The organism is Limosilactobacillus vaginalis, from assembly GCF_025311515.1.
GTDB classification, from domain to species: domain Bacteria; phylum Bacillota; class Bacilli; order Lactobacillales; family Lactobacillaceae; genus Limosilactobacillus; species Limosilactobacillus vaginalis.
Genome location: NZ_CP104399.1, coordinates 745,861 through 758,045 on the forward strand (window position 1 = coordinate 745,861; position 12,185 = coordinate 758,045).

11 protein-coding genes are annotated in these 12,185 nt (G+C 42.0%); 10 read left to right on the top strand and 1 reads right to left on the bottom strand.

What is annotated here, in order from left to right; genetic code table 11:
* The first annotated feature begins 139 nt into the window (after positions 1–139).
* The 4 genes from tig to N4627_RS03640 all read left to right on the top strand — a co-directional run bounded on the left by tig (position 140) and on the right by N4627_RS03640 (position 3,878).
* Complete coding sequence (gene tig / locus N4627_RS03625; protein ID WP_260965014.1) at positions 140–1,456, top strand: trigger factor; 1,317 nt, start codon at positions 140–142, stop codon at positions 1,454–1,456.
* Positions 1,457–1,704: 248 nt separating this feature from the next.
* Positions 1,705–2,958, top strand: coding sequence for an ATP-dependent Clp protease ATP-binding subunit ClpX (gene clpX, locus N4627_RS03630; RefSeq protein WP_260965015.1), 1,254 nt, complete (start codon positions 1,705–1,707; stop codon positions 2,956–2,958).
* Between the two features lie 24 nt (positions 2,959–2,982).
* Positions 2,983–3,579 (top strand): ribosome biogenesis GTP-binding protein YihA/YsxC, encoded by a 597-nt coding sequence (gene yihA, locus N4627_RS03635; protein WP_191337156.1) that lies wholly within the window; start codon positions 2,983–2,985, stop codon positions 3,577–3,579.
* The gene (locus N4627_RS03640; protein ID WP_003716887.1) at positions 3,579–3,878 is read left to right on the top strand and encodes a nucleoside triphosphate pyrophosphohydrolase family protein; all 300 of its coding nucleotides are present in this window, start codon (positions 3,579–3,581) and stop codon (positions 3,876–3,878) included. The genes yihA and N4627_RS03640 overlap by 1 nt, the downstream gene beginning before the upstream one ends.
* Before the next feature lie 56 nt (positions 3,879–3,934).
* Here N4627_RS03640 and N4627_RS03645 read toward each other — a convergent pair whose 3' ends face one another.
* On the bottom strand, positions 3,935–4,075 hold the full coding sequence (locus tag N4627_RS03645; protein WP_003716888.1) for an SPJ_0845 family protein: 141 nt from the start codon (positions 4,073–4,075) through the stop codon (positions 3,935–3,937).
* Between the two features lie 137 nt (positions 4,076–4,212).
* On the opposite strand from N4627_RS03645, the gene uvrC reads away from it, so the two are divergent.
* The 6 genes from uvrC (at position 4,213) to N4627_RS03675 (ending at position 12,170) form a co-directional block, all read left to right on the top strand.
* A complete protein-coding gene (gene uvrC / locus N4627_RS03650) occupies positions 4,213–6,024 on the top strand; it encodes an excinuclease ABC subunit UvrC (protein WP_098044644.1) in 1,812 nt (603 codons plus the stop codon).
* 65 nt (positions 6,025–6,089) lie between these two features.
* Complete coding sequence (gene obgE, locus N4627_RS03655; RefSeq protein ID WP_098044643.1) at positions 6,090–7,403, top strand: GTPase ObgE; 1,314 nt, start codon at positions 6,090–6,092, stop codon at positions 7,401–7,403.
* Between the two features lie 33 nt (positions 7,404–7,436).
* Complete coding sequence (gene rnz / locus N4627_RS03660) at positions 7,437–8,366, top strand: ribonuclease Z (RefSeq protein ID WP_003716891.1); 930 nt, start codon at positions 7,437–7,439, stop codon at positions 8,364–8,366.
* A gap of 25 nt (positions 8,367–8,391) precedes the next feature.
* A complete protein-coding gene (locus N4627_RS03665; RefSeq protein ID WP_003716892.1) occupies positions 8,392–9,225 on the top strand; it encodes an SDR family NAD(P)-dependent oxidoreductase in 834 nt (277 codons plus the stop codon).
* An 83-nt stretch (positions 9,226–9,308) separates the two neighbouring features.
* Positions 9,309–11,633, top strand: a complete 2,325-nt coding sequence (gene recJ, locus N4627_RS03670; protein WP_003716893.1) for a single-stranded-DNA-specific exonuclease RecJ — start codon at positions 9,309–9,311, stop codon at positions 11,631–11,633.
* 18 nt (positions 11,634–11,651) lie between these two features.
* On the top strand, positions 11,652–12,170 hold the full coding sequence (locus tag N4627_RS03675) for an adenine phosphoribosyltransferase (protein WP_003716894.1): 519 nt from the start codon (positions 11,652–11,654) through the stop codon (positions 12,168–12,170).
* The last annotated feature ends 15 nt before the right edge of the window (positions 12,171–12,185 follow it).

Below are 12,185 nucleotides of genomic sequence, written 5' to 3' on the forward strand. Positions count from 1 at the left end.
CTTTTTTGTTTTTAAATTTTTATCTGATCGAATTTCTTGATTAGTTGCAATTACTACTTACGTACGGTAAACTAGTAGAGTATGTAAAGACCAGCCTGATTAGTGTTTGGTCAATCTGATGTATATTGGAGGAAATAAAATGTCAGCAAAATGGGAACGCGATAGCGACGCCAGCAAAGGTACTTTGACATTTGAAATCGATGTCGACACTATTAAGAAGGGACTTGACGAAGCCTTCGTAGAAACCAAGAAGAAGATTACTGTTCCAGGTTTCCGTAAGGGTCGGGTACCACGTCAAATTTTTGACCAAATGTACGGTGAAGAATCACTTTACCAAGATGCCTTAAACAAGGTATTGCCACAAGCTTACAGTGATGCTGTTAAGGAAGTTGGTATTGAACCTGTTGCTCAACCACAAATTAATATCAAGAGCATGGACAAGGATCAACCTTGGGTATTGACTGCTAGTGTTGACGTTAAGCCAGAAGTAAAGCTTGGCGACTACAAGGGAATGGAAGTTCCAAAGCAAGACACTACAGTTAGTGATGCTGACGTTGACGCTGAACTTGAAAAGAAGCGTCAACAACAAGCAGAACTTGTATTGAAGGAAGGCAAGCCAGCCGAAAAGGGCGACACTGTTGTTATCGACTACGAAGGTAGCATTGATGGCAAGAAGTTTGATGGTGGCTCCGCTGACAACTACTCCCTTGAATTAGGTTCAGGATCATTTATTCCTGGCTTTGAAGATCAATTGATTGGTCACAACACCGACGATGATGTTGATGTTAAGGTTACATTCCCTGAAGATTACCATGCTAAAGACTTAGCTGGTAAGGAAGCTATCTTCAAGGTAAAGGTTCACGAAATCAAGGAAAAGCAACTTCCAGAACTTGATGATGACTTTGCTAAGGATGTTGACGAAGATGTTGATACTCTTGCCGAATTAAAGGACAAGACTAAGAAGGAATTACAAGAAAACAAGGACAACCAAGCTAAGGCTGCTATTGAAGATGCAGCAATTAACGCTGCGGTTGAAAATGCCGAAATTCAAGATATTCCACAATCAATGTTGGATGAAGACACTAACCGTCAAATGCAACAATACTTAGCTGGAATGCAACAACAAGGTATTAGCCCACAAATGTACTTCCAAATCACTGGTACTAAGGAAGATGATTTGAAGAAGCAATTCGCTGCTGATGCTGCACAACGGGTTAAGACTAACTTAGTTCTTGAAGCAATCGTTGATGATGCAGACTTATCTGCAACCGAAGATGAAATCAAGGATGAAATTAGTGATCTTGCTAAGCAATACGGCATGAAGGAAGACCAAGTTAAGAATGCTTTGTCTGAAGACATGCTTACACATGACATTAAGATCCGGAAGGCTGTTGACTTGGTTGCTGACTCAGCTAAGCAAGTTGAAAAGGCCGATGATAAGAAGGAAGATAAGTAATCGATCCTATTATCAGTTAAATAATATTTAAGCGCGAAAAGCATGGGAAGTGTTTATTTGTCCCATGCTTTCGTAGTTGCAAATAGGCTTCAAGAGTTCGTTTTTTCTAAGCAAGCTCTTGAAGCCATTTGTGTTACTGTGACATTCGTGTTAATTTAATTTTGATTATTTTTGTAAACTAATCATTCGAATTAATCAGTTAAGTTTGTTATTATTAAAACAGTATATTTAATAGGAGGCTACAATCCATGTTTGAAGATACTAGTGGTATGGATTCAGTCCACTGTTCATTTTGTGGTAAATCGCAGGATGAGGTAAAAAAGATTGTTGCGGGCCCTGGGGTTTACATCTGTAATGAATGTGTTGCCCTATGCCAAGAAATTATTGATCAAGAACTTGAAGAGGACCGTAAAAACAGTACGTTTAAAGTCCCAACACCTGAAGAAATCATGAGCAAGCTTGATGACTATGTAATTGGGCAGTCTGATGCTAAGAAGACCCTTTCTGTTGCGGTTTATAACCACTACAAACGGGTTAATGCGATGACAACTGGGGATAATAATGATACCGAATTGCAAAAGAGTAACATTGCAGTAATTGGACCAACTGGTTCGGGGAAAACCTACTTAGCTCAATCACTAGCACGGATTCTAAACGTTCCTTTTGCAATTGCCGATGCAACCACATTAACCGAAGCAGGGTATGTCGGTGAAGATGTTGAAAACATTATCTTAAAGCTTCTTCAGGCTGCAAACTTCGATGTTGAAGCGGCTGAAAAGGGAATTATCTATATCGATGAAATTGATAAGATCTCGAAGAAGAGTGAAAATGTTTCAATTACTCGTGATGTTTCCGGTGAAGGTGTTCAACAGGCTCTCTTGAAGATCCTTGAAGGGACCATCGCTAATGTTCCTCCTCAAGGTGGTCGGAAACACCCTCAACAGGAATTTATTCAGGTTGATACCAAGAACATTCTCTTTATTGTCGGTGGTGCATTTGATGGAATCGAGACAATTGTTAAGGAACGTCTTGGTGATAAGACAATCGGCTTTGGGACGAATTCTGATGAGGCTGCTAATGTTACCGAAAAGAATATTTTGCAACACGTTATTCCTGAAGATCTCCTGAAATTCGGGTTGATTCCAGAATTTATTGGTCGTCTCCCGGTAATGACGGCATTACAAAAGCTCGATGAAGATGATCTTGTTCGGATTTTAACTGAACCGAAGAATGCGCTTGTTAAGCAGTATCAAGAATTAATTCGTCTTGATGGCAGTCAGTTAACCTTTACTGATGGAGCATTACGTGCAATGGCTCAATTAGCAATTAAGCGAAACACCGGGGCCCGGGGTCTTCGTTCGATTATTGAAGGAGTTATGCGTGATGTAATGTTTGATTTGCCAAGTCGGAAGGACGTTGAAAAGGTAATTATTGACAAGCGTTGTGTTACTCAACACACAGAGCCACGATATGTTATGAAGGGCGAAAAGGAAGCTTCATAATCTAAGAAAGGTGAGTGCAAGGCAGTGCAAGTCAATAATGTTGATTTAACGATCAGTGCAGTAGAACCCAAACAGTACCCTGCAACTAACTACCCAGAAATTGCTCTTGTTGGCCGTTCCAACGTTGGTAAGTCGTCATTAACCAATGTCCTTATCAATCGGCGAAACTTTGCTCATACGTCTAGCCAGCCCGGGAAGACGCAAACGTTAAATTTCTATAATGTTGAAGATGAACTTTACTTTGTTGATGTTCCTGGTTATGGCTACGCAAAAGTTTCTAAAAAGGAACGGGAACGGTTTGGTAAGATGATTGAGGAATATCTAACAACACGTCAACAATTACGTGGCGTTATTCAATTGGTTGATGGTCGGCACAAACCAACAGCTGATGATGTTTCAATGTATCAGTGGCTTGCTTATTATGACATTCCAACTTTAATTGTTGGTACGAAGATTGATAAAGTTAAGCCAAACGCCCGAAATCGGGTAAAAAATGATATTATCAAAACGCTGGACTTAACACCTAAGACACCATTGGTATTATTCTCTGCTGTTAAAAAGCAGGGGAAGGATCAAGTGTGGAATTGGATTGAGCAGCGAATTGGGGAGGAACATAATTAATGGATTTTGATCAATACCAAAATGCAGCAAAGCGGACGCTCTATGGTAATGAACAAGTATTAACTAATTGCGCGTTAGGATTAGCCGGCGAATCTGGTCAGGTAGTTGACCTAGTGAAGAACTATACCTTCCGTGGTCGTAAATTAGATCGCCAACAACTTATTCATGAAATGGGTGATGTTCTTTGGTATCTTTCACAAATTGCCGAATGGGCTGATATTCCGTTTGATGAAGTTGCTAAAACTAACATTAATGAATTAAATAAACGTTATCCACAAGGGTTTAAAAAGCAGGATTAACTAACACAAAAGCGGCAAGAATGGTCTCAATTAGCACCACTCTTGTCGCTTTACTGTTACTTGTTATTATCTTTCTTCTCGGCTGTTTTTTTGTCCTTTTCAGCATCTTTGGGTTGCTTTTTAGTCTTTTTGGGATCAACTGCAAATTGATCGAACAGCTTATCTAATTGCATACTGCGTCGGGTAACAAGTCCCATCTTCAACACTCTCCTCTAGTTTTTTCATACTCTAGCATAAAAAAGACTGAAAGTACAATTATCTGGACAGATCCTTTGCGTTGTTCCTTTGAATTAACGTATAATTAATACTTAGCAATTTAAGTGGAGGAATCTTTATGGCAAGTGAACACCTTGAACATAAACTGGCATTATTACCGGATAAACCTGGTTGTTATTTGATGAAAAACATCAATGACCAGATTATCTATGTCGGCAAAGCCAAAAACTTAAAGAATCGGGTTCGCTCTTATTTTAAGAGTTCTCATACGGGGAAAGTGGCGAAAATGGTTTCTGAGGTTGCTGATTTTGAAACGATCGTGACCTCAACCAATAAGGAATCGTTTTTACTGGAAATTACGTTAATTCAAAAGCACCAACCGTACTTCAATATTAGACTAAAACGTGGAACTGGTTATCCGTATATCAAGATTACCAATGAACGGGATCCACGGACAATGATTACGGGTCAGGTAAAGAAGGATGGCGCTTACTACTTTGGGCCTTATCCAAATGTTTATGCTGCTGAAGAAACACTTCATTTCATTCAGAAAGTATATCCTCTGCGGCGCTGTAATGGCTACCAAAATCGACCGTGCTTGTATTACCATATGGGACAATGTCTTGGTGCCTGCTTTAAAACTGTCCCCCGTGAAGAATATGATGAGCAGATTAAGCGAATCAAATCATTTTTGAACGGAAATACAGCTACTGTGAAGCGTCGACTAACCAAGCAAATGGAAGAGGCAGCAGCAAATTTAGAGTTTGAACGTGCAGCCGAAATTCGCGATCAGTTACACTACATTAAAGTAACGGTTGAAAAGCAGAAGATTATTTCTAACGATAAAACGCCACGGGATCTCTTTAATTTCTATATGGATAAGGGTTGGTTGTCTATCCAAGTATTCTTTATTCGTCAGGCGCGTTTGATGAAGCGAGAAAAACGGTTATTTCCGGTTGTTGATACCGATGTCGAAGAGATGACCAGCTTTATTCTGCAATTTTATAATCGCCGAAATAATGTTTTACCAAAAGAAATTCTTTTGCCCCACGGACTCCCGAATAAAGAAATTAGTGAAATCTTAGGGGTACCAGTAAGAACACCCGTTCGGGGAGAAAAACGTGATTTAATGGCGATGGCACGTGAAAATGCCCAACTATCTCTTGATGAAAAGTTTCGACTCCTTGAACTTGATACCAAGAAGACAACTGGTGCAATGAAAGAAATTACCGATGCGTTAGGATTGCCAGAGGGACATAAGATTGAGGCCTTTGATCACTCGCATATTCAGGGAGCCGATCCCGTTAGTGCAATGGTTGTTTTCGTTGATGGCGAACCAGCAAAGAAACTTTATCGAAAGTATAAGCTGAAGAGTGTGATTAATCATGCTGATGAAGCTGCCAGTACACGAGAGGTAATCCGCCGACGTTATTCACGGCTGTTAAAAGAAAATAAGCCAATGCCTGACATGATCTTCATGGATGGTGGTGAAATTCAGATGAACGCGGTTAAGGATGTGCTTGAAAACGAACTCGGTCTGGATATTCCAGTAGTGGGGATGGTCAAAAACGATAAACATAAGACGGCTGACCTCCTTTTTGGCGATCATGATGAACATATTAATTTAAATCCACGGAGCCAGGGCTTTTACCTTGTTCAACGGATCCAAGACGAAGTTCACCGCTTTGCAATTACCTTCCACCGGCGAGTTCATGCCCGTCATTCGATGGCTTCAAGATTGGATGCAATTAAGGGGGTCGGGCCGCGCACCCGAACAAAATTGCTGCAAAAGTATGGGTCAATTACCAAAATTGCAGCAGCCCCAATCGAGGATATTCATTCATTAGGAATTAATATGAAGACCGCCCAGCTAATTAAAGTTTCCCTTCAAGGAAATGCTGAAGTAGCTAAGGGTAGTAGCCATGATTGATTTTGACGCTGGTAATTTTTTCCAATATACTTGTAGTTAGAACAGAAGAACGGAGAAATCAACTTATGAATACTTTTGTTGATCAAATTAAAATTGAAGCTCATGCCGGAAAAGGTGGGAACGGAATGGTTTCCTTTCGGCGTGAAAAATATGTCCCTAATGGTGGACCATCCGGTGGTGATGGTGGCCATGGCGGTAATATCGTACTGAAAGTTGATGAAGGACTAAGAACCTTGATGGACTTTCGCTATCACCGGATTTTTAAAGCAAAAAATGGTGGCAACGGGATGAGTAAGCAGATGACCGGTCCTAGTGCAGAAGACACTGTTATTAGCGTGCCTCAAGGGACAACGGTTCGAGACTTGGATACCGGTAAGATTATTGGTGACCTTGTTGAGAATGGGCAGACTTTAGTAGTCGCCAAGGGTGGCCGTGGCGGTCGCGGTAATATTCACTTTGCCAGTGCGAAAAACCCGGCTCCTGAAATTGCCGAAAATGGTGAGCCTGGGCAGGATCGGTACCTGGAACTCGAATTGAAGATGCTTGCTGATGTCGGCTTAGTTGGTTTTCCATCAGTTGGTAAGTCGACCCTATTGTCCGTCGTTACTGGCGCTAAGCCTAAAATTGCGGCCTATGAATTTACTACATTAGTCCCTAACTTAGGGATGGTTCTATTGCCTGATGGCCGTGACTTTGCAATGGCTGACATGCCAGGGTTGATCGAAGGGGCTTCTAAAGGTGTTGGCCTCGGTTTAAAGTTCCTTCGTCATATTGAACGGACGCGGGTGCTTCTTCACTTAGTCGATATGAGTAGTGATGATCCAAAACAAGCGATTGAGCGATTTAAGAAGATTAATCATGAATTGGCTAACTACGATCCAGAACTTTTGAAGCGACCACAAATTGTTGTTGCAACGAAGATGGACTTGCCAAATGCTGAAAAGAATCTAGCCGCCTTTAAGAAAGACTTGGCAGCTGATAAGACACTCGCAAAGCAGCCTGAGATTTTTCCAATTTCGGCAGTTACTCATCAGGGAGTTCAACAACTAATGCAATTGACTGCTGACCTGCTCGATAAGACGCCAGCATTCGATAGTGAAAGTCATGACGAACAACTTGAGGCAACTTACAAGGCTGAAGCACCAGAAAAAGATCAGGCCGCCTTTACCATTAGCCGTGATGAAGATGGTACATGGGTTCTTGGCGGTGAAAAGCTTCTCCGCTTATTCAAGATGACCGATCTGACCCATGAAGAAAGTCAATTGCGATTTGCTCGTCAGCTTCGTCATATGGGGGTTGATGAGGCATTACGGGCTAAGGGAATTCAAGACGGTGATACTGTCCGAATCGATAAATTTGTCTTTGAATTTGTACAATAATAAATAAAAATCAGAAGGAATTGAGGAAAAAGCATGCAGCTTGAATTTTTAGGAACTGGAGCCGGCTCACCAAGTAAGCAGCGAAACGTTACTAGTGTTGCCTTGAAATTATTAGAAGAGTTAAATGAAATTTGGTTATTTGATGCAGGTGAAGCAACCCAACACCAAATTCTTCACACGACGATTCGCCCAAGAAAGGTAACAAAGATCTTTATCACCCACCTTCACGGCGACCATATTTTTGGCTTACCAGGATTCTTAAGTTCACGGTCATTTCAGGGGGGAAATGAGCCGTTAACAATTTATGGACCGGTGGGAATTAAAAAGTTTGTGATGACGGCCCTTCAGGTGAGTGAATCACGACTAAGTTATCCTCTGAAATTCGTTGAGATTGATCATAGTCAAGAATTATTTAACGAACGCGGCTTTAAAGTAACAACAATGTCACTTGACCATAAGATTGCTTGTTACGGCTACCGGATTGAAGAGGCTGATCATCCTGGTGAGCTGCAAGTAGATAAGCTACGTCAAGATAATATTCCTTCTGGGCCAATCTACGGTCAATTAAAAGCTGGAAAGACAGTTAAGCTTGACGACGGTAGAGTAATTGATGGGAAGAACTATATTGGAAAGCCGCAACCAGGGCGAATTATCGCAATTCTTGGCGACACACGGCAAACGCCTAACGCGGTAGTCCTTGCTCATAAAGCGGACGTCCTCGTGCATGAAAGTACGTTTGCTAAAAATGAAGCCAAAATGGCTCACAATTACTATCACTCAACGAGTCTCCAAGCGGCAGAGGTTGCTAAGCAGGCAGGTGTAAAGAAGTTATTGCTGACCCATATTTCAGCACGGTATACGGGAAAAGCAGCATATCAGTTAGCATACCAGGTTCGTGATGTCGTACCAGACACTAGAGTAGTAAATGACTTTGATGTGATTGACGTTCCATTTAAGAAATAAGTAGACTAGCAAGGAGGTCCTTAGAATGAAAAAGAGGTTTAAGCAGCTACGGTTCTTAAAAAACAAGGTAGTCTTAATAACCGGTGGCGATAGTGGAATCGGCAAGGCATTGGCTCTTGAAGCAGCACGTCGGGGAGCAATTGTGATTGTGGTAGCACGTGATAAGAAGCGCCTAGAAAAAGTTGCTAACCAGTGCTTGATTTTATCTGGTCGTCCTGCCTTTTCTTACCAGTTAGACGTTACTGATCCTGACCAAATCGATGCTGTTTTGTCCCAAATTCAGCACGAGGTTGGCGGGATTGATGCCCTTGTTAACTCAGCTGGTCTGGGCGATTTTTCACCAGCAACTGGGGAATCGTTCGCAACGCTTAAACGAATGACTGATGTTAACCTCCTTGCTCTAATGTACATTAGTCGTTGTGTTGCCCGCCAAATGATGGATCAGGGCTATGGGGCAATTATCAATCTTGGTTCAATGGCAGGAAAGATTCCAACACCTAATAGTGCAGCCTACTCCGCCACCAAAGCAGGAGTTAATCAGTTTGACAACGTCTTACGAATGGAAGTTGCCGACTATGGCGTTCAAGTCTTAACGGTTAATCCTGGTCCAATTGATACGCCATTTTTTGAAAAGGCAGATACTCAGGGGAAGTATCGTGCACACTTACCAAAATGGATGTTTATTTCCCCAGATAAGCTTGCTGAACAAATTTGGGATAATGTTGGCTACAAGACACGGGAAATTAATCTTCCAGGCTATGTAACCTGCCTAAGCTGGGTATATGGAATTATTCCTGGTCTCGGTGATTGGGCAATCAAGAAGTTCTTTGATTTTCAGCAAAACAAGAAAGAACTATAATTAACTCTCCAGGCAATGGGGTGGGACGATAAAAATTGTCAGTCTCACTCCTCTCTTGATTTTAAAAACGAATGGTGATTTGAATGGTAGAAGCAAAGTATGATTGGCAACGAATAGCAGCGCCAGATAAGCAAATAGTGGAGCAGCTAAGTCAAGAATTAGGGATTAATCCTGTAATTGCACGCTTGTTAGCAGAACGGGGAATTACTACTCCAGAAGAGGCTCATAGTTTTATTCAACCATCAATGCAAGCAGTTCATGATCCACACCAGCTTCATGACATGGATAAGGCTCTTGAACGGATTCAAGAAGCGGTAGCAGCGGGGGAACAAATAACTGTTTACGGTGATTATGATGCTGATGGGATTACCAGTACTGCCCTAATGTATGAAGTCCTGCAGGATGTTGGTGCTAACGTTAATTATTATGTTCCTAACCGTTTCCGTGACGGTTATGGGCCAAACGCAGAAGCATATCAGAAAATAATCGATCAGGGAACCAAATTGATCATCACCGTTGATAACGGGGTAAGCGGTAAGGCGGTAATTGATCCGGTAGTTAAGCAGGGGATTGACGTTATTGTAACGGACCACCATGAGATGCCCGAAGACTTGCCTGATGCTTACGCGATTGTGCACCCGCGTTATCCGGGAAGTAATTATCCATTTGCCGATCTATCTGGGGTTGGCGTAGCGTTTAAGGTAGCGTGGGCGTTGCTGGATGAATTTCCAGAAGAATTGCTTGATCTAGTTGCAATTGGTGAAATTGCTGATGTCGTTAGTGTTAGTGATGAGAATCGGCCATTAATTATGATGGGGATTCAAGAACTTCGTCAGGGGATGCGTCCGGGACTACATGCGCTAGTTAAAGAAGCAGGGATTAGTGAACAGTCCTTGACCGACCAGGATATCGGTTTTGTAATTGCGCCGCGGTTAAACGCGTTAGGGCGGATCGCTGATGCTAATGAGGGCGTTGAACTATTAACAACCCTTGATGAGGATCGTGCAACTAAATTGGCAAAGGCTGTTGAACAAGCAAACAGCAAGCGACAAGAACTGGTAAATGAGATCATGGGAGAGGCTCAGCAGCAGGTTGATCGATTGCCTCAGGATCAGCCGGTATTGTTGGTGGTTGGTCATGATTGGCACCAAGGAGTTTTAGGAATTGTTGCTAGTCGTTTAATGGACCAAACAGGGAAACCAACCATTGTAGCAAGTACGAATGACGACCAGAAAATTGCTAAGGGCTCTGGTCGAAGCGTAGATGGTTTTAACTTATTTGCTGCCTTGGATGGTCACCGGGATCTGATGACTTCATTCGGTGGTCATCCGGCTGCTTGTGGTTTGAGCTTTGAGACTGAGAATAGTGAAAAATTACGGAATGTCTTGCTTCATGAGGCAGAAAATCAGCATTTCGATGGACAAAAAAAGCAGCCATTGAAAATTGCCGCTTCAATTAGCCCTGCTGAGGTAAGTATGCAATTATATGATCAACTCGTAAGCCTTTCCCCATTTGGCCCGGGGAATGAACAGCCAGTCTTTGAATTACAACCGGACCAAATTAATAGCATTGTCACTATGGGGAAAGATAACTCACACCTGAAATTTATGGTGGGCGACCAGCAGTCCCAGGTAACGGTAATTGCGTTTGGTAAGGGAAAACTTGCGGCAGTTTTAAGAGCAGCAATGGCAAACCAAATTAAGCTGGCAGTAAAAATCTCAATTAATGAGTGGCGGGGAAAACGAACGGTTCAGCTGATGTTGGAGGATATTAGTATTGATAGTCCAGTAATCATTGATCAGCGAACCAATAAGCTAAATCCACAACTCTTTAATGAGGCAGGATATTATGTTGCATTTGATAAAAAGCTTCGCGATAATATTCAACCACATTTACCAGAGGGGAGTGCATTATCACCTGACGAAGCAGCTCAGACTGACTTTTCTGCTCAACGAGTAACGATTGTTGATTGTCCATCAACCCTCGAAGAATTTGAAAAGTTATTTAGCAACGATCAGCAGGCACCCTCAATGATTCGGCTACTGCTTTTCCAGCCCCACAGCGTTTATTTAAGCGGGATGCCCGTTCGGGACGAATTTGCCCGTTTGTATCGGCTAGTAGTGAGAACAACTCAAATTGACTTAAACCGGCAATTAAATCAGTTGAGTACTCGACTAAAAATTAATGCTGAACGATTAATTTTTATGTTAAGAGTGTTTTCTGCGGCCGGATTTGTTACAATAAAAGATGGTATTTTAAAACCTGTCAGTGACGTAAACAAAACTGACATAAAAGAAACAAACCCATACCAGCGGCGCGTTGCTCAATATCAGGCAGAACAAGTGCTGTTATTTAGTGATAGCAAGGCTTTGGCAAAGTGGGTATTGAACTGTCTAAACATACATTAAAGGAGACAATTTTTTCTTATGACTTTAGACCTCTACAAGTACGTTGCGAGTGTTCCAGATTTTCCTGAAAAGGGTGTAATTTTTCGGGATATTTTGCCATTAATGGCGAATGGTGCAGCGTTTAAGCAAGCAACTGACGAACTTTGTGAATACGCTAAGGATAAAAAGGTTGACATGGTTGTTGGTCCGGAAGCACGGGGCTTTATCGTTGGTTGCCCAATTGCACGTGAATTACAAGTTGGGTTCGCACCAGCACGAAAAAAGGGCAAGCTTCCCCGGAAAGCCATTAGTGCAACCTATGATCTAGAATACGGAGAAGCAACCCTTCAAATGGAAGCCGATTCAATTAAGCCAGGCCAACGGGTATTAGTTGTTGATGATCTCTTAGCTACTGGTGGTACCATTTCCGCAACTATTAAAATGATTGAAGAACTTGGTGGAATCGTCGTTGGTTGTGCCTTCTTAATCGAATTGAAAGATCTCCATGGTCGGGAAAAGATTAAAGACTATGATATGAAAGCATTAATGGAATTTTAGTATCAAAAATAGGGG